Source organism: Micromonospora tarensis (assembly GCF_016803395.1).
GTDB classification, from domain to species: Bacteria; Actinomycetota; Actinomycetes; order Mycobacteriales; family Micromonosporaceae; genus Micromonospora; species Micromonospora tarensis.
In genome coordinates, this window is record NZ_JAEVHL010000091.1 from 1 (window position 1) to 22,824 (window position 22,824).

The 22,824-nt window shown below is 71.5% G+C and carries 27 protein-coding genes and 2 pseudogenes; 24 read left to right on the plus strand and 5 right to left on the minus strand.

Features of this window, described 5'->3' with window-relative positions:
- A pseudogene (locus tag JM949_RS18355) lies at positions 1–627 on the plus strand (hypothetical protein); the annotation flags it as partial.
- Between the two features lie 117 nt (positions 628–744).
- Entirely contained in the window at positions 745–1,074 is a 330-nt protein-coding gene (locus JM949_RS18360) for a hypothetical protein (RefSeq protein ID WP_203149654.1), read from the plus strand.
- A gap of 44 nt (positions 1,075–1,118) precedes the next feature.
- Here the strand turns inward: JM949_RS18360 and dacB are convergent, their stop codons facing one another.
- A complete protein-coding gene (gene dacB / locus JM949_RS18365; protein WP_203149655.1) occupies positions 1,119–2,702 on the minus strand; it encodes a D-alanyl-D-alanine carboxypeptidase/D-alanyl-D-alanine endopeptidase in 1,584 nt (527 codons plus the stop codon).
- A gap of 172 nt (positions 2,703–2,874) precedes the next feature.
- Between dacB and JM949_RS18370 the strand changes: the two genes are divergently transcribed.
- Both JM949_RS18370 and JM949_RS18375 read left to right on the plus strand, forming a co-directional pair.
- Positions 2,875–3,948 (plus strand): NAD(P)-binding domain-containing protein, encoded by a 1,074-nt coding sequence (locus JM949_RS18370; RefSeq protein WP_203149656.1) that lies wholly within the window; start codon positions 2,875–2,877, stop codon positions 3,946–3,948.
- A gap of 196 nt (positions 3,949–4,144) precedes the next feature.
- Entirely contained in the window at positions 4,145–4,426 is a 282-nt protein-coding gene (locus JM949_RS18375) for an adhesin (protein WP_030487179.1), read from the plus strand.
- A gap of 8 nt (positions 4,427–4,434) precedes the next feature.
- On the opposite strand, the gene JM949_RS18380 is transcribed toward JM949_RS18375, so the two are convergent.
- Entirely contained in the window at positions 4,435–5,466 is a 1,032-nt protein-coding gene (locus JM949_RS18380) for a beta family protein (RefSeq protein ID WP_407664781.1), read from the minus strand.
- Between the two features lie 127 nt (positions 5,467–5,593).
- Between JM949_RS18380 and JM949_RS18385 the strand changes: the two genes are divergently transcribed.
- The 4 genes from JM949_RS18385 to JM949_RS18400 all read left to right on the plus strand — a co-directional run bounded on the left by JM949_RS18385 (position 5,594) and on the right by JM949_RS18400 (position 10,564).
- Positions 5,594–6,472, plus strand: coding sequence for a sulfotransferase domain-containing protein (locus tag JM949_RS18385; RefSeq protein WP_203149658.1), 879 nt, complete (start codon positions 5,594–5,596; stop codon positions 6,470–6,472).
- A 233-nt stretch (positions 6,473–6,705) separates the two neighbouring features.
- Positions 6,706–7,098 (plus strand): cupin domain-containing protein, encoded by a 393-nt coding sequence (locus JM949_RS18390; RefSeq protein ID WP_203149659.1) that lies wholly within the window; start codon positions 6,706–6,708, stop codon positions 7,096–7,098.
- 48 nt (positions 7,099–7,146) lie between these two features.
- Entirely contained in the window at positions 7,147–8,946 is a 1,800-nt protein-coding gene (locus JM949_RS18395) for a glycoside hydrolase family 15 protein (protein ID WP_203149660.1), read from the plus strand.
- 256 nt (positions 8,947–9,202) lie between these two features.
- A complete protein-coding gene (locus tag JM949_RS18400) occupies positions 9,203–10,564 on the plus strand; it encodes a pectate lyase (RefSeq protein WP_203149661.1) in 1,362 nt (453 codons plus the stop codon).
- 51 nt (positions 10,565–10,615) lie between these two features.
- Here the strand turns inward: JM949_RS18400 and JM949_RS18405 are convergent, their stop codons facing one another.
- The 3 genes and pseudogenes from JM949_RS18405 to JM949_RS18415 form a co-directional block, all read right to left on the minus strand.
- Positions 10,616–11,806, minus strand: a complete 1,191-nt coding sequence (locus JM949_RS18405; RefSeq protein ID WP_203149662.1) for a threonine synthase — start codon at positions 11,804–11,806, stop codon at positions 10,616–10,618.
- 14 nt (positions 11,807–11,820) lie between these two features.
- Positions 11,821–12,627, minus strand: a pseudogene (locus JM949_RS18410) (ATP-dependent DNA ligase); the annotation flags it as partial.
- A gap of 50 nt (positions 12,628–12,677) precedes the next feature.
- A complete protein-coding gene (locus JM949_RS18415; protein ID WP_203149663.1) occupies positions 12,678–13,094 on the minus strand; it encodes a helix-turn-helix domain-containing protein in 417 nt (138 codons plus the stop codon).
- A 134-nt stretch (positions 13,095–13,228) separates the two neighbouring features.
- Here JM949_RS18415 and JM949_RS18420 point away from each other — a divergent pair, with 134 nt between their 5' ends.
- The 16 genes from JM949_RS18420 to JM949_RS18495 all read left to right on the plus strand — a co-directional run.
- Complete coding sequence (locus JM949_RS18420) at positions 13,229–13,471, plus strand: helix-turn-helix domain-containing protein (protein ID WP_203149664.1); 243 nt, start codon at positions 13,229–13,231, stop codon at positions 13,469–13,471.
- Positions 13,468–13,659: a hypothetical protein gene (locus JM949_RS18425; RefSeq protein WP_203149665.1), complete on the plus strand. Its 192-nt coding sequence runs from the start codon at positions 13,468–13,470 to the stop codon at positions 13,657–13,659. The genes JM949_RS18420 and JM949_RS18425 overlap by 4 nt, the downstream gene beginning before the upstream one ends.
- Complete coding sequence (locus JM949_RS18430) at positions 13,656–14,162, plus strand: HNH endonuclease signature motif containing protein (protein ID WP_203149666.1); 507 nt, start codon at positions 13,656–13,658, stop codon at positions 14,160–14,162. Before JM949_RS18425 ends, JM949_RS18430 begins: the two co-directional genes overlap by 4 nt.
- Positions 14,163–14,256: 94 nt before the next feature.
- Positions 14,257–15,021: a hypothetical protein gene (locus JM949_RS18435; protein WP_203149667.1), complete on the plus strand. Its 765-nt coding sequence runs from the start codon at positions 14,257–14,259 to the stop codon at positions 15,019–15,021.
- Positions 15,018–15,266, plus strand: coding sequence for a hypothetical protein (locus JM949_RS18440; RefSeq protein WP_203149668.1), 249 nt, complete (start codon positions 15,018–15,020; stop codon positions 15,264–15,266). The genes JM949_RS18435 and JM949_RS18440 overlap by 4 nt, the downstream gene beginning before the upstream one ends.
- On the plus strand, positions 15,263–15,862 hold the full coding sequence (locus JM949_RS18445; protein WP_203149669.1) for a hypothetical protein: 600 nt from the start codon (positions 15,263–15,265) through the stop codon (positions 15,860–15,862). Before JM949_RS18440 ends, JM949_RS18445 begins: the two co-directional genes overlap by 4 nt.
- On the plus strand, positions 15,859–16,134 hold the full coding sequence (locus JM949_RS18450; RefSeq protein ID WP_203149670.1) for a hypothetical protein: 276 nt from the start codon (positions 15,859–15,861) through the stop codon (positions 16,132–16,134). Before JM949_RS18445 ends, JM949_RS18450 begins: the two co-directional genes overlap by 4 nt.
- A complete protein-coding gene (locus JM949_RS18455; protein ID WP_238433422.1) occupies positions 16,134–16,811 on the plus strand; it encodes a DNA cytosine methyltransferase in 678 nt (225 codons plus the stop codon). The genes JM949_RS18450 and JM949_RS18455 overlap by 1 nt, the downstream gene beginning before the upstream one ends.
- Positions 16,811–17,095: a hypothetical protein gene (locus JM949_RS18460; protein ID WP_203149672.1), complete on the plus strand. Its 285-nt coding sequence runs from the start codon at positions 16,811–16,813 to the stop codon at positions 17,093–17,095. Before JM949_RS18455 ends, JM949_RS18460 begins: the two co-directional genes overlap by 1 nt.
- Before the next feature lie 82 nt (positions 17,096–17,177).
- Positions 17,178–17,717 carry a hypothetical protein gene (locus JM949_RS18465; RefSeq protein ID WP_203149673.1) on the plus strand — a complete coding sequence of 180 codons (540 nt, stop codon included), beginning with the start codon at positions 17,178–17,180 and terminating at the stop codon, positions 17,715–17,717.
- A complete protein-coding gene (locus JM949_RS18470) occupies positions 17,714–18,130 on the plus strand; it encodes a hypothetical protein (RefSeq protein WP_203149674.1) in 417 nt (138 codons plus the stop codon). Before JM949_RS18465 ends, JM949_RS18470 begins: the two co-directional genes overlap by 4 nt.
- A 112-nt stretch (positions 18,131–18,242) precedes the next feature.
- Complete coding sequence (locus JM949_RS18475; RefSeq protein WP_203149675.1) at positions 18,243–19,154, plus strand: hypothetical protein; 912 nt, start codon at positions 18,243–18,245, stop codon at positions 19,152–19,154.
- Positions 19,151–20,101 (plus strand): PD-(D/E)XK nuclease family protein, encoded by a 951-nt coding sequence (locus JM949_RS18480; protein ID WP_203149676.1) that lies wholly within the window; start codon positions 19,151–19,153, stop codon positions 20,099–20,101. Before JM949_RS18475 ends, JM949_RS18480 begins: the two co-directional genes overlap by 4 nt.
- 166 nt (positions 20,102–20,267) lie before the next feature.
- Entirely contained in the window at positions 20,268–20,576 is a 309-nt protein-coding gene (locus JM949_RS18485) for a hypothetical protein (protein ID WP_203149677.1), read from the plus strand.
- Between the two features lie 118 nt (positions 20,577–20,694).
- Complete coding sequence (locus JM949_RS18490; protein WP_203149678.1) at positions 20,695–22,509, plus strand: DNA polymerase; 1,815 nt, start codon at positions 20,695–20,697, stop codon at positions 22,507–22,509.
- Positions 22,506–22,824, plus strand: a 319-nt coding sequence (locus JM949_RS18495) for an endonuclease domain-containing protein (RefSeq protein ID WP_238433423.1), incomplete at its 3' end; no start/stop codon positions are given. The genes JM949_RS18490 and JM949_RS18495, both read left to right, overlap by 4 nt.

The window sequence follows — 22,824 nt, forward strand, 5'->3', positions numbered from 1 at the left end:
CTCCGGCCGCGCCAACGCCCGCCATCGCCGGACCCGACGCCGTCGGCCAGCGCGCCCGCCCCGCCGCCGGTGACGCCCGCCGCGCCGGCGTTGTCGGTGAGCCGGGGCGAGATGCCCGCCGAGGTCGACCTCACCGCCGTGGGCACCCGGGACTGGATGCACTGGGGGGAGCGGGGCGGCAGGTCGACGGTCCGCAAGCAGTCCGGCTCCGGGGAGGTCATCGATGGGGGTGGTTCCGGCACCCGGGTCGGTTGGGACGGCAACCAGGAGCACGTCCGCTGGTCCGACGGCTCCCCGGAGCGCTCGACGAACGGCAGCTCCGACGGTGTCTACACCTGTGGTGCCGGTAACGGGTTCTCCCTCGCCGTCGCCGGCGGCGGCGGGCCGCGCACGGTCCAGCTCTACGGCGGCATCTGGATGGCGCGGGGACGGCTGGAGGCGCGGCTGTCCACCGGCGGGCCGGCCAGCACCGTGCGGCTGGAGGACCCCTACACCAGCCAGAGCGCCCAGTTCACCATCCGGTTCACAGTGCCCAGGGGTGCCCGGCTGCTGCTCACCTGGACCGTGGAGAAGGTCTTCACGCAGCGCTGCGGCAACGTCGGCCTCCAGGCCGTGGCGGTGCGCTGACCGGTCGCCCGGTCACGGTGTCCTCGCCCGGCGGGACAGTTTGTCCGTCGCGGACGGTCGACGAGGTCGTAACTTTCTGCTGTCCCCATCCGACCATCCAGTGTGGAGGCAGCGGAGATGAGTAGCAGTGCCGCCCACCGCGTCCGTCGTGCCGCCTCGTCCGGCGGCGGTGAAGTGTCCGGGGAGGTTCTTCGCGACATCCCCCTGCCGCCGTACGTGACGGGCGAGGACACCCAGTTCGCGGTGCGCGCGGTGGTGGTGCACGCCCCCCGGCGGTGGTCCGGGGGAGTGGTCTGCCGCAACGATGCCAGCCCGCACCCGTGTCGCCTGCACCGCTGGGGCACCCGGGTGCTGGCGCTGCGCGGGCTGCGGGCCGCCGAGATCGCCGCGCTCATCGAGCGCGGCGACCCGACGGCGGTGGTCCCCCCGCCGGACCGTCCGGCCTGAGCGCCCGCCGGGCCGGAGGCGCGCTGACGCCTCCCGGCCGTCGCTCAGCAGGTGATCGGCTTGACCCAGGAGCACTCGACGCCCTCGGGGGTCCGGGGGATCTCCGGTACCGCTGGCGGGGCCGTCCGTGCCGTCGCCGCACCCTCTTCGCGGTACCCGGCCAGCGCCACCGCGATCTGGTCCTCGATCGGCTTGACCGACGCGGTCAGGTAGTTGTTCAACAGGATCGAGAACGCCAGCAGCCGGCCGTCGGCGCTGGTCACATAGCCGGAGAGCCCGGAGACCCCGGTCAGGCTGCCGGTCTTGGCGTGCACGTTGCCGGCCGCCGGTGTGCCGGCCATCCGACTGCGCAGGGTGCCGCCGACGAACCGTTCCGGCTGCCCGGCGATCGGCAACGCCGCGTACCAGGTGGCGAACCACGGTTCGGTGCGTACCGCGCTCAGCAGGTCGACGAACTCCGCCGCCGGGATCAGGTTGCGCCGGGACAGCCCGGAGCCGTCGCGCTGCCGCAGCCGGCCGGTGTCCATTCCGGTGTCGGCGACATACTCGCTGATCGCGGTGAGCCCGGCCGCCCAGGTGCCCGAGCCGGAGAGCATCCGGCCGATCTCCTTGGTCAGCACTTCGGCGTGCCCGTTGTTGGAGAGCTTGAGGAACGGCGTCATCAGCTCGCCGAGGCTCATCGAGTCGTGCCGGGCCACCGGGCGGGCGGTCTCCGGTGTGGGTTGACCGAGCACGGTCCGGCCGAGCACCCGGACGCCGTGCCGGCGCAGCGCCGCCCGGAACACGTCGGCCGCGTAGCCGGTGGGTTCCCAGACGGTCACCCAGTCGCTGGCCGGCTCGGTGCCGACGGCGATCTGGCCGGTCACCACGACGGTGTTGCCGCCGTGTTCGCGCTCGATCGAGATCGAGGTCTCGCCCTTGCTGACCGTCTCGGCGCGGTTGTCGATCCGCAGGTACCCGGTGGGCGGGGTGGTGCTGATCACCGGCGGAGCGCCGGCCCGGTCCGCCGGGGTGGCGTGCACGATCACCGTGCCGGCGTCGTAGTCGGTGTCCGGGGCGACGGTCAGCGCGGAGACCTGGGCGGCGTAGTAGTAGGGCTCGTCGTCCCAGGTCCAGTCGGGGCCCAGCCGGGTGCGGTCATAGCGGGTGTCGTCGGCGACCAGGTTCCCGGTGACCACCCGCACGCCGTCGGCGGCGACCTGGGCGGCGAGCGCGTCGTAGTCGGCGGCGAGGATGGTCGGGTCACCGCCGCCGCGGAGGTAGAGGTTGCCGGAGAGCAGGCCGGTACGGCGTTTGCCGCTGGCCCGCACGTCGGTGCTGAACCGGTGCCCCGGCCCGAGCAGTTCCAGGGCCGCGGTCGAGGTGAGCAGCTTGGTGTTGGAGGCCGGCACCAGTCTGCGGTCGCCGTTGCGGTCGTAGAGCGGCTGCCCGGTGCTGGTGTCGACCACGACCACCGATGCCTGTGCGCCGGCCAGCCGGGTGTCGGCGAGGATGGTGTCGATGGTGGCGTGCAGTCGGGTCGTCGCGGGGGTGGGCGACTCGGCCGTGGCGCCGGGCGCGGCCGCGGTGGCCGCTGTGGCGACCAGGGCGAGTAGCGCGAGGGCCCGGGTAAAGTGACGGCGATGCATGCGCTGATGCTGCCACGGAGATATTCGCCGGAAAAGGTCCTCAGCCGAAAAGATATTGCCAGCGCCGTGCCCGCGAGCCGGGGTGGCGGCCGGGCCGGACGCGGTGGTCGGCTGTGATCGGCCTGACGGCCGGAGCGGGCACAGCGGGACCGCGGACAGCGTTGCACCCCAGGTGGACACCCACTCCGTGGACGTCGTGGTCATCGGCGCCGGCCAGGCCGGCCTGAGCGCCGGTTACCACCTGCGCCGCACCGGCTTCCTCCCCGGCAGTGGCTTCGTCATCCTCGACGGCGACGACGGGCCGGGCGGCGCCTGGCAGCACCGCTGGCCGACGCTGGTCTTCGACCGGGTGCACGGCTTCCACGACCTGCCCGGGCTGCCCTTCCCGCCGGCCGAGCCGCAGCGCCCCGCCGCGGAGCAGGTCAGCGCCTACTTCGCCGCCTACGAGAGGGCCTTCGACCTGCCGGTGCGTCGGCCGGTGCGGGTCCGCGCCGTGCACTCCCGCTCGGACGGGCGGCTGGACGTGCGCACCGACCAGGGTCGGTGGACCGCCCGCGCCCTGATCAACGCCACCGGCACCTGGACCCGACCGTTCTGGCCGCACTACCCGGGCCGGTCGTCGTTCCGGGGCCGGCAACTGCACACCGCCAACTACCGGGGCCCCGCCGAGTCCACCGACCTCCGCGTGGTGGTCGTCGGTGGCGGCACCTCGGCGGTGCAACTGCTCGGTGAGATCTCCACCGTCGCGGCGGAGACCACCTGGGTGACCCGCCGGCCGCCCCGGTTCCGGGACGAGGAGTTCGGCCCGGAGCTGGGCCGCGAGGCGGTGGCCCGGGTGGACGAGGCGGTTCGGGCCGGCCGTCCGCCGGGCAGCGTGGTGGGCGTGACCGGGCTGCCGGTCACCCCGGAGGTACGCCGCCTCCGTGCGGGTGGCGTCCTCGACCGGCTACCCATGTTCGACCGGATCACACCGGACGGGGTGACCTGGACGGACGGCCGGTTCGTGCCGGCGGACGTGATCCTCTGGTGCACCGGTTTCCGGGCGGCCATCGACCATCTCGCCCCGTTGGGCCTGCGCGCGCCGGGCGGCGGTATCACCATGGACGGCACCCGGGTGGTCGCCGACAGGCGGGTTCACCTGGTCGGTTACGGCCCCTCGGCGAGCACGATCGGTGCCAACCGGGCCGGCCGGGCCGCGGTCAACGAAATTCGCGCCTGGCTGGCCCCGGCCGCCGCTCTCCACTGATCCGGCTCTATTTGACGGATGGTCCGGCAACCGGCACGGTGGGGGTGACGGGGCCGTCAGCTGCCCCGATTCGATGCGACGGCGACGACCGTTCGTCCCTCCTGTCGCCTCCCACGTGTGCTCGTACGCGGACCGGTTGTCCGGTTCGCCCGGGGGTATCCGACCGCGAGCCGAGAATCCACGAGGAGTTTCACCCATGCTCACCATGACCGACAACGCCGTGCTCGTCATCCGTGACCTCGCCAACCAGCAGGACGTCGCCCAGGACGGCGGCGTGCGCATCGCCGCCGACACCGAGGCGGGCTCGCTGACCGTGGAGTTGGTGCCCGAGCCGGTGCAGGGCGACCGGGTGGTCGACAACCAGGGTGCCCGGATCTTCCTGGACGAGGACGCCGCCCAACTGCTCGGCGACGCCTCGGTGGACGCCACCGTCGACGACGAGGGCATCATCCAGTTCGGCTTCACCGAGAAGCAGTAGGACCACGCTCACCGCAGGGATCGTCCGCGCTGGGGCGGCCCCTGCCCGGGGTGCCACCTCGGCCCGCCGTTCGCGTGCGGGTGCACGAGCGTGCTGAGCACGTACGCCAGGTGGTGCGACGTGCTCCAGGCCGCCCAGTTGGCGGCCGAGCCGGCGCCGGCGCCCCTGCGGGCCCGGCGCAGCAGCTCGTGGTCGCCCCAGGAGAAGGCGGCGCCGGTGCTCGGCCAGTGCGGCGCCGACACCAGCGTGCGGCACAGGTCGGCGAACCGCTCGTCGCCCCGGCCGCCGCGCCGCGCCCAGCGGTAGATCCACCAGCTGCCGTCGTCGGTGTATCGCACGGTCGGCAACCGGTCGGTGGCGTCACCGGTGCCGGGCACCGCGGGATGCACACCGTAGTCGCCGTAGCCGACCCCGGCGTCGGCCAGTCGCCGCCAGAGCTGCCAGTCCCAACGTTCCAACCGGATCGCCTCGTCGGTGGGCAGCCGGGACAGCGTCGGCGGCATGCCGCCCGCCGCCACGGTCACCGATCGCCAGGCGTGCCGGCGGGCCCAGTCCAGCAGCCGGCGGACCCGGGGCTCGGCGGCCCGCACGTCCGCCGGGCAGCACACGTCGCCCGCGTCCAGCAGCAGGTCACACTCCTCCGGGGCGAGGGAGGTGAACCGCCAGATCCGTTCCACGGCGGTGGTGCTGGCGTCCGGGCCGGCCCGGTCCTGGGCGGACCGCAGCCGGATCAGCGCCCGCCGGCCGTACGCCCGCGCCGCCGCGCCGTGCGCGACCAGTCGGTGGTCGCGCTCCGCGAGCCCGACCACCGGCACCACCGGTACGCCCCACCGGGTCAGTTCGGCCTCGGGTGTGTCGGGTAGCGCGCTGACGTCGACGGCCGGCATCATCCCGGACGGCAGCCTGCGCAGAGTGTCCACAACGGAGCGATCTCTCGTGCCGATCTCCAGGACCGGGGCGACCAGTGCGGCGGACGCGGGATCGAGGTGGCTCAGGGCTTCCAGCTCGCCTCGTCTGCTGGCGAGGATGGGGCGGTACACGGGTTGCGCCGCCCGGCCCCCGGGGGCGGGCACCATACTTCAATCTAGCCAGGCTGGTGCACGGGTCCCAGGAATGTGCGTCGGAATTCGGCTGCCCGACTGTCGGTTCGGCGACTATCATCCCCCGATGCTCGCGCCAGCGCACCGTTACCGCTCCCACGACGAGGACAGCGCGCGGTGGGACGGTTTTCCCTTCCGCCCCGGCGACATCGTGATCAGCACCCGGTCCAAGAGCGGCACCACCTGGATGCAGATGATCTGCGCCCTCCTGGTGCTGGGCACCCCGGAGCTGCCCGCGCCGCTGCCCGTGCTGTCGCCCTGGTTGGACTGGTTGGTCGAGCCGCGGGACACTGTCTACCACCGCCTCGCCGCACAACCGCACCGGCGGTTCGTCAAGACGCACACCCCGCTGGACGGGGTGCCGCTCGACCCTCGGGTGCACTACGTGGTGGTGGCCCGGCACCCGCTGGACATGGCGGTCTCCCTGTATCACCAGGCGGGCAACCTGGACCGGGCCCGCCTCGCGGAGCTGACCGGTCAACCCGCGCCGGCCGGGCCGCCCCGACCGCGCCCTCCGGTGCGGCGGTGGCTGTCGAGCTGGATCGACCGGGAGACCGACCCGCGCGCCGAGCTGGATTCGCTGCCGGGGGTGCTGCTGCACCTGGGTGACGCCTGGGCCCGCCGCCACCAGCCCAATGTCGAGCTGGTGCACTACGACGACCTGCTGACCGATCTGGGCGGCGAGATGCGCCGGCTCGCCGACCGGTGGGAGCTTCCCGCCCCGGGTCCGGAGCTGGTCGAGGCGGCCACCTTCGGTCGGATGCGGGAACGCGCCGACCGGCTCGCACCGGACCGGCTGGGCGTGCTCCGCAGCCGGCAGGCGTTCTTCCGCCGGGGCGGCTCGGGGCAGGGACGCGACCTGCTGGACGAGGCCGGGCTCGCCCGGTACCACGCCCGAGCGGCGACCCTGGCACCGCCGGATCTGCTCGACTGGCTGCACCGTTGACGTGAGCGCGCGGCGCCGTTCCGACAGTGGTCGGCACGTCGCCGCGCTCTGGCCGTCTCCCACCATCGCAGCCGTTCGGCGGTACGCCAGTGGGGACCTGGCTCGACCGGCCGATTGCGCCGGTCGAGTGTGACGATCCCCGGTTGGTCCGGATCCAAACCTGCCGACCGTGGGGAATTCCACCATCCGTGAGTCCCGGCGTGGCGCGCCACCGAACGGGGTATGGGCTGGGCATGGAACATTTCACGATCGCGACCGTCGCCGAGCAGAGCCCGGACTTCCGGCGGGTGCTGTGGACCGGTGAGCACACCCAGCTGGTCATCATGACCATTCCCGCCGGCGGCGAGATCGGCGAGGAGGTGCACGAGGGCATCGACCAGATCCTGACCTTCGTCAGCGGTGTCGGCGAGGCCCGGGTGGCTGGCGCGAAGCAGGAGGTCGTCGCGGGCGACCTGGTCGTGGTGCCGGCCGGCACCAGGCACAACTTCGTCAACACCGGGCCCAACCCGCTCGTGCTGTACACCGTCTACGGGCCGCCGGAGCACGCCGACCAGGCGGTACACCGGACCAAGGAGGAGGCCGACGCGGCCGAGGCGGCGGGCGAGGACGAGCCACCGACGCAGTGATCCGGCCGGCGGCTGCCTGATCCAGGCCGTTGCGGGTACGCCCGGCGGGTGGAGCAGCAGCCGCCGATCTCCGACTACGGGTTCCTCTCGGACTCCCGGTCGGGTGCACTGGTGGGCAAGGACGGCTCGGTCGACTGGTGGTGCCCACACCGGTTCGACGGGTCGTCGGTGTTCGCGCGGTTGCTCGACCCGGGAGCCGGTTACTTTCGGTTGGCGCCGGTCGGGGTCGGGGGGCCGGGTCACCGGGTGGAGCGCGCGTACCTGCCGGACACGTTGGTGCTGCGGACGGTGCACCACACACCGCACGGCAGAGTGGCGGTCATCGACGCGCTGGCCGCCGAGGTCGGCGCCCGCGCCCACGAGCTGGGTAGGAACTCACCCGCCGTGCTGATCCGGGTGGTCCATGGGCTGTCCGGGCGGGTGCGAATGGCGTTGGACTTCGCGCCCCGCCCCGAGTACGGCCTGCTCACGCCGTACCTGCACGAGCAGCCGGACGGTGGGGTGCTGGCCGGCGCCGGCCCGGTGGTGCTGCTGTTGCGCGCCGGGGGCCTGCACCTGCGGGCCCGCACCGACCGGGTGACCCACGAGTTCGAGGTCTCCGCCGGTCAGGTGATCGGGATGGACCTGGCCTTCGGCGAGGCGTACGGGGATCCGCCGGCCCGGGTGGAACCGCTCACCGCCCTGGCCGAGACGACTCAGGCGTGGCAGGCGTTCCGGGAGACGCACGGGTATTCCGGCCGCTACCCCGAACTGGTCAAACACAGCTCGACGGTGCTGACCGGCCTCACCTACGCCCGCAGTGGCGCGGTCGCCGCGGCGCTGACCTCCTCACTGCCGGAGCGGATCGGCGGCGACCGGAACTACGACTACCGCTACTGCTGGCTGCGGGACTTCTCGTTGACGATGCGGGCGCTCTGGGTGGCGGCCTGCCCCGACGAGACGTCCCGGCTGTTCACCTGGGCGACCCGCTCGATCGGCCGGTTCGGCAACGAGCCCGTGCCGGTGCTCTTCGGGCTGGAGGGGGAGCGCGACCTCTCCGAACACCACTGCAACCACCTGCGCGGCTACCGCGACAGTCGACCCGTGCGGGTCGGCAACGACGCCTGGCGGCAGCGGCAGCTCGACGTGCCGGGTGAGGTGATGTCGGCGGTGTGGCGGCTGCGCGACTACCTGGGCGCGCGGTTCGAGGACGAGTTGCGGGAGATGGTGCTCGGCCTGACCGAGCAGGTGGCGTCGACGTGGCGGCTGCCCGACCGTGGTATCTGGGAGACCCGGGGCGAGGAGCGCCACTACGTCTCGTCCAAGGTGGCCTGCTGGCTCACCATGGACCGGGCGGTGGGGCTCGCCGACCGGCTCGGCGATCGGGCCGACCCGCGTCGCTGGGCCAGGATCCGCGACGAGATCCGCGACACCGTGCTGCGCGAGGGGTGGAACGACCGGATCGGGGCGTTCACCGGCGCGTTCGGGTCGGCGGAGCTGGACGCCTCGGTGCTCGCCCTGCCGGTCACGCACTTCCTGCCGGCCACCGACCCGCGGATGCGCTCGACCATCGAGATGGTCGAGCGCGAGCTGGGCACCGAGGGCGGACTGCTGCGGCGGTGGACGACCGATCCGGCCGGGTTTCTGCTGTGCTCGTTCTGGCTGGTCGAGTGTCTGGTCATGACGGGTGAGCAGCAGCGGGCCGAGGCCCTCTTCGAGCGGGTCGTCGGGTACGCCAACGACGTGGGGCTGTTCAGCGAGCAGATCGATCTGTCCACCGGGATGCAGCTGGGCAACACCCCACAGGCGCTCTCCCACATCGGCCTGATCAACGCGGCCTGGCGGATCACCCGGCCGGACAGCTACTGATCGGGAACGTGCCTTCCCGGTCCGAATCCTGCAACAGACCTGCAAACGTCAGGCATTGACGCTGCTGCTTGGGCGGTCCTAGCCTCGAAGGAGCTGGAAAGCCCTTTCCCCAGGGCGTTGTTCCCGCTTCACCCCGCCTCGGATCCGGGCCTCCGGCGGGAGCGCACACCGATCCCACGCAACGCCGCACGCCGTGCCGGCGCGCCCCGACAGGGCCGCCGCGGGATCGCCACCACATGCGTCAAGGAGGACACCTGTGCAGAAGAGAAGACTCCCCGGCCGCCGGCCGCTCCTGCTGGCGTTGGCTGCCGGCCTGACCACGGCGGCCCTTACCGCCGGCATGACCTCGGCCTTCGCGGCCACCGTCTTCAGCGACAACTTCGACGACGGCAACACCTCCGGCTGGTCCAAGTCCGGCGGCACCTGGACTGTCGACGGCTCGGGCGTGCTCAACCAGTCCAACGCCGGAAGTGAGCTGGCCCGGCAGTTCGCCGGCGAGACCAGCTGGACCAACTACTCCGTGCAGGCCCGGGTCCGGCCGGCCAGCTTCGGCACGTCCAGTGCCCTGGTCGGGCTGGCCGCCCGCTCCACCAGCAGCACCAATATGTACCGGCTGGCCCTGCTCGGCTCCGGCCGGGCCGAGTTGCAGGCGGTCAACGGCAGCTCCGTCACCGCGATCGGCTCGGCGTCGCTGGGCATCGGCACCGGCACCTGGTACACCCTGCGCATCGAGGCCAGCGGCAGCACCGTCCGCGGCTTCGTCAACGGCACGCCTATCGCCTCCGGCAGCAACAGCCTGGCCGGCGCGGGCCGGATCGGCCTGGTCACCGCGTACGCCAGCGGCGGCTTCGACGACGTGCTTGTCGACTCGTCCGGTGGCGGCACCCCGACCACGCCGCCGCCGACCACCCCACCGCCTACCACGCCGCCGCCGACCACCCCGCCGCCCGCGGGCTGGCCGACGCCGACCAGCAGCCAGAAGGTGGACGCGACGATCCCGGTGTCCGGCACGTTCGACGGTGGACTCAAGCGCTACTACGGCATCGGTGACGGCGGGCAGAGCGAGAGCCAGGACCCGATGTTCGAGCTGGCCGCCGGCGCGACGCTGCGCAACGTGATCATCGGCGCGCCGGCCGGTGACGGCGTGCACTGCGAGGGCAACTGCACCCTGATCAACGTCTGGTGGGAGGACGTGGGCGAGGACGCCGCGACCTTCCTGGGCGGCACCACGTACACCGTCGACGGTGGCGGTGCCCGCTCCGCCAGCGACAAGGTCTTCCAGCACAACGGCTCGGGCACCGTCTACATCAGGAACTTCCGGGTGGAGAACGCCGGAAAGCTCTACCGGGCCTGCGGCAACTGCTCCACGTCGTACCAGCGGCACGTGGTGATCGACAACGTGATCGCCCGGGACACCGACGCGATCGCCGGCATCAACACCAACTGGGGCGACACCGCCCGGTTCAGCCGGATCACCATCGTCGGCGATCCGGACCGCGAGACCTCGATCTGCGTCAAGTACAAGGGCGTGCCGAAGGGCAGCGAGCCGACCAAGATCGGTGAGGGCGCCGACGGCGTCAACTGCCTCTACTCGCCCTCCGACATCACCTACCAGTAGACCGCGCTGCGGGGACCCGCGGGCCGCAGGGCCCGCGGGTCGCCCGTCGTCTCAGGCCGACACGGGTACGCCGGACACGTCGACAGTGTCCGGATACTTCAGCCCGGCACCGGTGTTGAGCACCACCACCCGCTCGCCGGCCCGGATCCACCCGCCGGCGCGCAGTTGCCGTGCCGCCGTCAGGCAGGCAGCCCCCTCCGGGCAGAGCAGCAGCCCCTCCCGGGCCGCGAAGCCCCGCAGGTCGGCCAGGATGTCCGCGTCGTCGACGGCGACGGCGGTGCCGGAGGACTCCCGCAACGCGGTCAGGATCAGCTCGTCGCCCAGCGGCGCGGGCACGGTGATGCCGAACGCCACAGTGTGCGCGTCCGCCCACGGTTGGGCCCGATCCGCACCCTCGGCGAACGCCCGCACGATCGGCGCGCAACCGGTGGACTGCACCGCCACCAGCCGGGGCAGCTTGTCACCGATCCAGCCCAGCTCACGCAGCTCGTGCAGCGCCTTGTGGATGCCGATCAGGCCGACACCGCCACCGGTCGGATAGATGATCACGTCGGGCGCCTGCCAGCCGAGCTGCTCGACGATCTCGTACCCCATCGTCTTCTTGCCCTCCAGCCGGTAGGGCTCGCGCAGCGTGCCGGCGTCGAAGATCGCCCCGTCCGACGCCGCGATCAGCTCGGCCACCCGCCGGCCGGCGTCGCCGATCAGCCCGTCGACCAGACGCAGGTCCGCCCCGGCGGCGACGCACTCGCGCCGGCAGATGCCGGGCGCGGCCAGCGGCATGACGATTGTCGCCCCCAGCCCGGCCCGGGCGGCATAGGTGGCCCAGGCCGACCCGGCGTTGCCGTTGGTGGGCATCGCGATCCGCTCGACGCCCAGCTCACGGGCCCGGCTCACGCCGACCGCCGCGCCCCGCGCCTTGAACGAGCCGGTCGGGATCAACCCCTCGTCCTTGACCATCAGGTCCGCGACGCCGATCTCCGCGCCGTACGCCGGGGCGCGCAGCAGCGGCGTCCAGCCCTCGCCCAGCGTGGTGACGTGTCGTGGGTCGGCGACCGGCAACAGCTCCCGGTAGCGCCACAGGTCGGCCGGGCGCAGCGGGAAGCGTTCCGGGGTCACCGCCTTCGCCACCGCCGGCAGGTCGTAGCGGGCCAACAGCGGCGAGCCGCATCCGCAGAGGTTGTGCAGTTCGTCGGCCGGGCACGTCCGGCCACAGCGTGGGCACTCCAGGTGGGTCAGGTACACGTCGCTCCTCGCCGTCAGGCCGCGTCGATGCTGAGCCAGTGCCGGCTGCGCCGCCCCGGCTGGTAGACCGAGTCCAGTCGTTTGGCGAGCACGCCCGGCAGGCCCTGCTCCTGTCCGGCACGCAGGGCCTCGTCGCCCGCGCCCGGGAACCACGGCGGAGTCTGCCAGTGCGTACCCGCCAAGGCCAGCCCATCGAGCAGCTCCCGACGTTGCGCGTACGGCACGTCGACGCTGCTCACCCCCTCCAGCCAGAGCAGGTCGACGATCAGGTACTGGGCACCACCGGGAACCCGGCCACCGGTGGCCGGGCGGATCGGGCGGACCCGTCCGGCGCCGTCGATGCGGACCAGCACACCGTCGAGGACCGCCTCGGTGGGCGCGAGCGCCTCGGCCATCGCCCGCAGCCACGGGTACCCGCCGGTGATCTCCTCGTCGGTCTCGGAGAGCAGCCGCAGTCGCCCGCCCGAGACGTACGCCAGCGCCCGCACCCCGTCCCAGCGCAGCTCGTAGCCCCAGGCGGCGCGGTCGCGGGGGAGTGCGGCGGCGGCGGTGGCACGCATCGGGCGGACCAGCTCGGGCATCGGCGTCCAGCCCGGCGGCGGCGGATCGGTGCGGCGGACCATCCAGTCCCGCCCGCCGGTGGCGAAGAGCACGTAGCGTCCGGCGGTGCGGTCACCGGAGAGCGTCACGATCACCTCGTCGGCGCGCCACTTCTCGCACCGGTAGGTGCCCCGGTCGTGGATCAGCATCCGGCCGCCGCCGTACTCGCCGGCGGGGATCTCGCCGGCGAAGTCGAGATACTCCATCGGGTGGTCCTCGGTTCCTGTCCTACCGGGCTTCAGTCCGTCATCGACGGACCGCCTGAGGCCCGTCAGCTCTGCTTGAACAGGTCGATGAGCCGTCGCGTGTCGTCCAGCGCGGCGGCTCTGTCGCGTTCCCGGCGCTCGACGATCAGTCGAATGATCCGCTCGCGCATGTCTGCGGTGAGTCTTGGGTCGGTGCGAACTAGCTCGATCTCTTCGTCGACAGGCTCGCTGGCGGACGGGTCAAGCGTCATCGGTTCCCCGCCACCGAGGACGGCGCGGATGCTGCCGGGCTTCCACTGGAGGGCGCGTTCAATGCCGGCGTAGTTGTGCTCGGCGGTGCGACGTGTGCCGTTCTCGGCCGAGGTCCAGGTAGCGCGATCAATGCCGGCTGCCCGAGCAGCGGCAGCGCCGCTCAGCCCTAGCTCGATCCGCCGCGTTTCGATGGCCTTCGCTAGGTGCTCTCTCTGACCAGCCTCATCCATGCCCGGCATTCTGCCAGCGGAACTCGGCCGAAGGCACCCGCCAGTACCACCGCAACCTAGACGTTCAGCTAGTTACCGCGCAGTTCAACGGAACCCCTTGTGTAATTCTGCGGAATGTAGTTAAAGTTCGAGGCATGAGCGAACCGAAGCCAGCATCCGTCGCAGTCGACGGAGCGAAGCTGAGGGAACTCCGCCAGCTAACCGGTTGCACGCTCGCTGAGTTCGCCTCGACCTGCGCAATCTCGACCGCCTACCTGTCCATGATCGAGCGCGGCGACCGCCGGAGGGTGTCCCCCCGGGTGTACGCGCGAATCTGCCACGGCCTGAAGCTGACCGGTCAGCGACAGCGCCGAACACTGCTGAAGGTTGCGGCATGAAGGCCGTCGAGCAGATCGACGCAGAGCGTCCTGTCAGCGCTCACGCCGACCGCGACGACCTCATTCGTCGTCTGGTCGACGCGGCCCCGCCGCTCAGCGACACCGATCGCGCCCGACTCGCCAGCATCCTGCAATCCGCCACCACCCGACCGGTTACCGCCGTGCGACCCGAGGGCGAGGCGGCATGACCGACATCCACCCGCTGCGGCTGCGGGCGTTCATCGCCCAAGTCGACACGACCGGCGGCATCGACGCCTGCTGGCCGTGGCAAGGGTTCATCGACGACGACGGTTACGGCCTGTTCCACGGCGTCGGCGCCCACCGCGTCGCCTGCGAGCTGATGAACCGGCCCATCCCGACCGGGCTGATCGTCGACCACCGGTGCCACAACGTCGACACGACTTGCCCCGGCGGGGTGACGTGCCGACACCGGCGATGCGTCAACCCGGCCCACCTCGACGTGGTGACCCGTGGGGAGAACGTGCTGCGCAGCCAGCACACGATGCCGCACCAGAACGCGGCGAAGACCCACTGCCCGAATGGCCACGGGTACACGGCCGAGAACACCTACTCCCGGCAGCGGGCGGGTGGTGTCGCTCGGCGTGAGTGCCGGGAGTGCCGCCGCGAGCGCAGCCGGATCGAAGCCCGTGCGAGCCGCGCCGGCGCCCGTCGCACCCAGAGCGCCGCCTAGTTCCGCCCCGGTGCCCACCCGGGCCCGGACACAGAACGACGCCCCCACCAACCGCCAAGTCCGCAGGGGCGTCCGAACCGACAGGGAGTATCCCATGACCGACCACAGCAGCGTCGATCGTATCGGCCAGTGCCGGATCAACAAGGACCGCCGGCTGCTCGCCGAGGTCAGCCGGTGGCGCAAGGCCAACGACTGGCGCGACTCGTCGCGCGGCTTCCAGAACGCGCCGTTCGAGGACGGGGCCACCGTCGCGGTCCGGCCGAACGAGGCCGGGTTCCAGGTGTGGCGCAAGCCCGCCGACGCCCCGCACTTCACCGGCCAGCCGACCGAGTACCCGGCCGAGAGCGTCCGCGAGGCGATCGACATGCTCGTCGCCCTCCGCATCCTGCCGCCGCAGTTCTCGTCGGCGTACGAGGCCGGGCGGAGTGACGCCGCGTTCATCGCGAACGTCGAGACCCGGCCCGACCGCCGCTGCCGGTACTGCGGGGCCACGTCGGGGCTGATCCTGGTCCCCGGCAACCCGCTGACCGGTGCCGGCCGTGGCCACGAATGCGTCGATGGCTGCAAGGGCGGCCAGATGGAGTCGACACCACGTCACCGCCTGACCGCCGAACTCCGCCAGCTCGCGGACGACGTCGAGGCCCAGCGCATCCACTTCGGCAGCTACCCCACGTTGAGCCTCGGAGTTCTGGCCAGCCGTGCCGAACTGGAGCAGATGGCGGCCTACTTCGGCAGCGAGATCCAGATGCACGACGACCAGATCCCGTGGACCACGTCGACCATCCGGCTCAGCCACAGCCCGTACGGGCCTGAGCTTCAGGTGCGGGCGCAGATCCAGCCCGAGGACGGCACCCGGTGAGCGCCGCGATCAAGGCGAACACCTTCGCCGACCTCCGCACCCAGCTCACCACCGCCACCGACGACGTGGTCAAGGCCACCGAGGCGTACTGGGCGGCCCTGCCCGGCGAGATCGCCAAGAACGCCCGGCACCTCATCGACGAAGAGATCGAGGTCTGGCAGGCCGTCGCCCACGACATCGAGACGGCACACGCGGCGCTGGTCGCCGCCATGGCCCCGACCACCCGCTGGGAGGCAACGCGATGAGCAACCTGTACAGCGCGGAGAAGATCGGCGAGCGCTTCCAGCGGGACACCGCCGACCACGTCATGACCGTCCTGCACGACGACGGCCTGTACCACCACCTGCGGTTCGCGAAGCCGGGCAGTTCCATGTACTGGTTCGAGATCGTCACCTGGCCGGGGGCGCTGGCCATCCGGGGCGATGTCGACGGCAACCTCGTCTTCTCCCGACTCCCGGACATGTTCCAGTTCTTCCGCAGCGACCACGGGATCAACCCCGGCTACTGGGCCGAGAAGACCGCCGACTACGGCAAGGGCCTCAAGAAGTACAGCGAGGACGTCTTCGTCCAGCACGTCACCGATGTGCTGGTGGACTTCGCCGACGACGACCCGGCCCTCGCGCAGACCGTCAAGGCCGAGATCCTCGCCGCAGTCCGTAACGGCGACGCGGGTCACGAGGAAGAGGCGCGGGAGCTGCTCCGCTTCTGGGAGGACAAGGGCGTCTTCTCCGACACCTGGGAGTGGGATCTCACCGACTGGACCTGGTCGTACCTCTGGTGCTGCCACGCGATCGTTGCCGGCATCGGCCAGTACGACGCGGCCAAGGCGGTGGCGTCGTGATGGACCTCGGCGACCTGCCCACCCTCACCGCCGGCTTCGCACCGTTCACCCCGGGGCAGCCCCGGCCCACCGCCGACAACCCGATGCCGTCGAAACCCGGACCCCGCATCGACGCCACCCTCGCCCGCCTGGCACCGAACGCCACCCGGGCCGGCCTGACCGCCGCGACCACCGGCACCGACGAACTGATCGCCGGCAGCCGGGCCATCCTCGCCCGCCTGGCACCGAACGCCACCCGTGCGCGGTGCCGGGCGCTCGGGCAGGTGTCGTGATGAAGCCCGAAGCCCTCGACCTGTTCTGCTGCGCCGGCGGCGCCACCCGTGGACTCCAGCAGGCCGGCTTCCGCGTCACCGGCGTGGACAAGGTCCGGCGTGCCAACTACTGCGGCGACGCGTTCGTTGAGTCCGACGCTCTGGACGTGATGCGTGACGTCGCGTTCCTGCGCCGCTTCGTGCTGGTAACCGCGTCCCCGCCGTGCCAGTTCGGGTCTGCCGGTGCCGGCCGGTGGGGGACCCGCGACCGGCACCCGAACCTGATCCCCCCGACCCGGGAGCTGCTCCAGGCCGCTGGCGTGCCGTACGTCATCGAGAACATCGAGCCGAACCTGCGCCACCTGGTCGACCCGATCGTGCTGTGCGGGGAGATGTTCGACCTGGGCGTGTTCCGCCACCGCGGGTTCGAGGCCGGCGGCGGGATCACCCTCACCGCTCCCGCGCACCTGCGTCACCGGGGGCGGATCGGTGACGGGAAGTACGTCACTGTCACCGGAAAGAGCGGTGGCCGGTCCGTCCGGGACGGCATCCAGCACGGCGCCAAGGCCGACTGGCAGCGGGCCATGGGCATCGACTGGATGACCACCCGGGAGATGGCCCAGGCGATCCCGCCGGCGTACACGGAGTGGATCGGCCGCCAGGTCATGGCGCAGCTCGCCGTTGGGGCGGTGGCGTGATGGCCCGCCTGATCCTCGCCGTCGCCATCCTCGCCCTGATCGTCGCCGCCGCCTGGCTCGGCGGGGAACTGCACGGTGAGCGCCGCCAGCGTCAGCGCACCGCCGCCGACGTGCTGGTGCTCACCTCCGAGTTGCACACCCAGCGCGCCGCCCTGATGGCCATCCCCGGCGACGACGAACCCGCCGTCGCCCACGGCCGCCTGGTCGCCGCCGAGCATGCCTCTCGGTGGCAGCCCGCCGTCGACTGGCTGGTCTCCCACCTGCCACTGAGGAGGGCCGCGTGAACCCGCCGCCGTTCTTCCGGGGCTTCCTCATCGCCGCACCCATCTCCGTCGCCCTCTGGGCCCTCCTGATCTGGAGCCTGACGTGACCACCAACGATCTGTACCCGACCATCGCCGCCCGCATCGGCGACCCCGGTGCCTACATCCCGCGCAAGCTCACGCCGAGCGGCGAGCCGATGGAGTCCGTGCCCCGCTGGGCCGCCCGCGCCGTAGTCGAGGCCGTCCAGCCGGTGATCGACGAGCTGACCGCACAGCTGAACGACGCTCTGCCGCAGATCACCGCCGCCTGGATCGCACTCGACCGGGCCGGCTTCCAGTCGCCCGTCGACGGCATCGCCGCATTGATCGACCAACTGACCGACGCCCTCACCGAGGCCCGCGCCCAGGCCGCCACCCACGCCAACACAGTCGGCGCGCTCACCTCCGAGAACGCCCGGCTGCGGCAGCAGCGCGACGAGCTGATCGCCGAGCGGGCGAAGGGGAACGAGTTGCCGGCGTGCACCCCTGACTGTCCCTCGGCCTTCTCCTGGGGCGCGACGGGCCGGGTGCCCGAGGGCCATGTCATCGCTCGGAACGGCAGCCGCGTCTGGCTGGCCCACGAGAAGGCGGAGGCCACCCGATGAGCATCGACCTCAGCGACGGCCACGTCACCGCCTGGCCCACCACCCCCGCACCCAAGACCAACGCCTTCACCCGGCTACGCGAGCGCCTCTTCGGACCCGACCACGACGGAGCCGCCGACACCTGGTCACCCACCAACGACCTCGCCGCCGGCGTCCACCACACCGACCGGCTGCGCCCCGTCGACCCGGACTGGCTGCTCAGCCCCGCCGCCTGGCACGAACTCAACCCGGCACCCGAAGACGTGGCCGTGCACGGCGGCGTCGACGACCGCACCGCCCTCATCCGCCGGCCGGTCGCCGCCATCACCGCGACCCCGCACTGGCCCGTCATCGACGAGTGGCTCGGACCGCTGGTTCCCGGGCCGCTGGAGCCCGCGCACATCCACGACGAGCTGATCGGAGCAGCCCGATGAGCGCCGACGTCCGCGCCCGTTTCACCGTCGAGCTCGTCGCCGACCCGACCTTCCTCGGCGACCACGCCCTGCCAAGCGGGGTTACCACACTGATCACGGAAGGGGCGGGCCAATGAGCGCCACGACCATCCTCCCGCTGCGACCCCTGACGGCCTCGCGGCCCGGCGCCTTGGTCGCCCCGCACCACGACCCCCGGCCCTGCGTCACCAACCCCGTCGGATGGTGGGACACCGGCCACAAGAACAACCCGGTCGCCATCAACCTCTGCAACACCCGCTGCCCGCTCAAGCTGCGCGACGAGTGCAAGCCCGGCAAGTACGAGAAGCCGATCGGCGTCGTCCGCGCCGGCGTGGCCTACGACGACCGGGGGACCGCCCTCAAGCAGTGCCCGATCTGCCAGCGACCCATGACCAAGCACTTCGCCAACCGCGCCCCACGCTGCGGGTCCTGCTCGGTCACCAAGAGCCAGAACCCCGCCGACCACCATGACGCCATCGCGATGATGGCCAGCGCCAAGCGGCCCTGGTCGTACATCGGCGCGAGCCTGGGCATCGACCCGGAGGCCGCCAGCTCCTACTGGACGACGTTCGTCGCCCAGCGGCGGCTCAACGGCGCCGGGCGCACCCTGACCCGCCTGCCTGGGGTCACCGACGAGACCCGGTCCAAGCCCGCCGACCACGCCAAGTTGGTCGTCGAGATGCTCACCGACCGGGCAGGGGCGTACACCGCCGCCGAGGTCGCCTGGGTCATCGGCTCCACCCTCGACGCCGTCAAGTCGTTCTGGGTCCGCGAGCGCAAGCGGCGCCGGGCCGCCGGTGAGGAGCTGCCCGGCCGGCGGTTCGTCTGCAACGCCTCACGGACGGTCCTGCGGGCGAAGCGGCAGGCCACGGAGACCGAGCAGCGCGAGGACTACCTGTCCCGAATCGCAAGCTGCACGCACCCGGGTCGGTGGCGCCAGGCCGGCGGGCTCTGTGGCGGGTGCGGCGCGGACGGGTTCGCGGAGATCACTGAGGAGGCGGCGTGACGCACCGGCTGGTCTACAACGACTCGACCCACAGCTACACGCTCAACGGACGTCGCTGCAAGAGCGTCACCGCCGTGGCGAAGATCGTCCCTGACTCCTACGCGCTGGAGCAGTGGCGTAAGCGCCAGGTCGCCATCGGCATGACGCTGGAGCCGCGGCTGGCCGAGCGGGTCGCCGTCGACCTGGACAACCGCGAGACGGTCGACCGGGTGTGCGAGGACGCCATGCAGGTGGCCGGCGCCCACCACGCCGCCAACCGAGGGACGCAGCGGCACCGCGCCTCGGAGCTGGCCGACCTCGGCGGGAAGCTGCTGACCGAGCAACAGCGGGCCGATGCTGCGGCGTGGCAGCGGACGCTCGAGCGGTACGAGATCGAGATCGACCCCACCTTCGTCGAGGGGTTCGCAATCTGGCCTGAGCACGGCGTGGTCGGTCGGTACGACCGGCTCGCCCGGGTCCGAGGCCGGCGCCGCGTGGTCGATCTCAAGAGTGGCGAGAACGCGGTCAGGTACCCGCAGGGGACCGCGGTACAGCTCTCGCTCTACGGCCGGGCACCGCTCATCTCCGCCGGGATCGAGGTCGCGGGTGACCGGTCGACGGTCACCGAGTGGATGCCGCCGCCGGCAGACCTTGACCTGTCCATCGGCAACGTCGTGCTGCTCGGCGACGGGATGGACGTCGGCGAGCTGTGGGACATCGACATCGAGCACGGATGGGCCGGTGCCCAGCTCGGACTCTCGATCGTCGACTGGCGCAAGGCACAGCGGTACGGCGCCGAGCTGTCCCGACGGGTGGAGCCCACCACCAACCTGATCGACCTCATCAACCGAGCCGGCGACGAGCCGGAACTCGACCGGATCTGGCAGCTCCACGCCAGCACCTGGACCCCGGAGCACAGCACCGCCGCCAAGCAGCGACTGGCCGCCATCGCGACCGGCGCGCTGTGAACGGCGAGCACCAACCAACCCAGTCCGTCCACACCACACATAAGGAGATCACCGTGGACCTGCTCGAGAGCATGACCGACGACAAGAACACCGGCACCGTCGACCTGCTGGCCGACCTGGATGAGGGCGCGCCCCCGCCTGGGTCGCCAAGCAGGTCGGGGACGGGGTGCAGGGCACCGTCGTCTCGATCGGTTCGACCAAGTCGAACTACAAGGACGAGAGCGGCAACTTCCCGGACTGCCCGGTGATCACGTTGCGCAAGGCCGACGGGGGCGAGGTCCGGGTGACCGCCTACCAGTCGATCCTGCGCAAGGAAATCAACGACTCGGGAGTGCAGGTCGGGGACCTCTTCGCCGCGAAGTACTTCGGTAAGAAGGCCAACAAGTCCGGCACCGGTGAGTACCACCACTACAAGGTCGCCGTCCGCCCCGGCCCGCGCACCGCTCCCGCTCCGAACCAGCCGCGGCCGTTCTGATCCGGCCCGCCTGACTGGTGCGCCAGCCCTCCTTCCCCGGTGCTGGCGCACCTCCCCAGGCAGACCGGCTCCACCTGCCGCGCGACTCCCCGCACCACGACATAGCAGGAGGGATCTCATGGACCTCGGGCCAGCAGTTCATCCCGGTCAGGTCGGCACCTTCTCGTTCGCCAGCTCCCTCGACGCCCAGTACACCGTCGGCCGTGAGCCGGCGATCCGCGAAGCTCTGCACCTGGCCGACCGTGAGCCCTACCTCGCGCTCGACATCGAGACCGAAGGCGTGGACGCCCTGGCGATGCGCCTCAAGGTGGTCACCGTCGGGTCCGCCCGCCACGCAGTGGTGCTCGACCCGCGCGACCCCGCCCAGGCCGCCGCGATTCGGACCGTGCTGTCCACCGCCCGGATCCTCGTCGTGCACAACAGCCCGTTCGACGTGCCTGTGCTGGTGCGCCACGGACTGATGCGCCTCGACGACGTGAGCAAGGTGCGCGACACCCTGCTCTACTGCCGGCTCGCCGAGCCCGATGAGCGCACCAGCAAGTCCCTCATCGCCGCTGGCAACCGGTACCTGGAGACCGGCACCGAGGACGTGCTCGTCGGCGCGTTCAAGGCGCTGGGCATGACCAAGTCGGCCGGCTACAAGGAGTTCGACATCGACCGGCCGATCTACGTGCAGGGCGCTGCGTTCGATGCCATCCTCACCGCCCGGATCTACCCGCTGGTGCGCCAGGCCGCACGGGACCGACTGACCACCGGGCACCCGTTCCAGTCCTGGGGCGTGTCCGGCTCCGACGCCGAGGAACTGCTCGAGCGTGAGCAGCGGATCAACCACATCTTCGTGCGCCGCTCGGCAAAGGGTCTGCGGGTCGACCTCGAGCGCCTCGACGCCTACCGGGCACAGGTCCGGGCCCAGCAGGACACCGACCGCGCGGTGCTCGAGGCCGCCGGCGTGAAGCCGGGCCACGGAGGATCGCTGACCGGATGGCTCGACGAGCGCGGTCTGCTGCCGGACAACCACCCGCGGACTGCCAAGACCGGCGCCCCCGCCGCGACCAAGGACGCGCTGGCCCGCCTCGAGCACCCAGTGGCCGTTGCCTTCTCCCGGCTCAAGGAGACCGAGAAGGTGGAGCGCGACTACCTGGCCAAGGTGGTTGACCTCGCCGACGATCAGGACCGGATTCACCCGACCACCACCATCCTCGGCGCCGCGACCGGACGCATGTCGATGTCCGGTCCGCCGTTGCAGCAGTTCCCGGCCGAGGGCCGCGGGATCGTGATGGCCGACGAGGGCGACGCTCTGACCTCCATTGACTGGTCACAGATCGAGCCGGTGGTGGCGGCGAACATTGCGCGCGACCAGGCCGTGCTAACCGGATACGAAGACGGGTCGTCTGACCTCTACACCACCGTCGCCGAGGCGGCTGGGATCACACGCAAGAAGGCCAAGGTCGTCCTGTTGGCCCAGATGTACGGCGAAGGCATGACCAAGTTGTCAGCCGACCTGGGCATCAACATCCAGGATGCCTGGGGACTCCGAGACGCGGTGTTCCGCGCCATGCCTCGGGTGGGTCGGCTCATCAAGAAGCTGCGGGATATCGGTGAGCAGCACCAGCTGGTGTTCACCCTGTCCGGGCGGATCGTGCCGATTCCCTCTGGGCAGTTCGGGGTAGCTGTTCACAAGGCGGTCAATTACCACATCCAGGGAAGTGCGTACGACGTCCTCGCCGACACACTCATCCGGGTCGACGATGCCGGGCTCTCGGACTCGGTGTACATCGCGATGCACGACGAACTGGTCGTCAGCACCGATGCGGCGTACGACGTCCGCAAGATCATGGAGACGCCGCCAGATCGGCTCTGCCAGATGGCCGGGCGAACGCCGGTGCTGCGCACCGACCGAGCGGATCTCGGTGAGCGGTGGGCGACCGCATGAAGACGTGCACCGAGTGCCAGCAGACCAAGCCGGTGGACGACTTCTACCGGATCAAGACCAGGAACAACACGCCGTCCTCCCGGTGCAAGGGGTGCCTGCGCACGGACGCACTTCGGCGCCACTACCGGAACAAGGGCCGCAAGTACGGGCTGACCCAGCAGCAGTACGACGACCTGATGAAGGCCGCCGGCCACCGGTGCCAGTTGTGTGGCGCCGATCGCGACCTGGTCATCGACCACTGCCACACCAGTAAGGACGTCCGCGGAGTTCTCTGCCGCACCTGCAACACCGGGTTGGGGATGTTCCGAGACAACA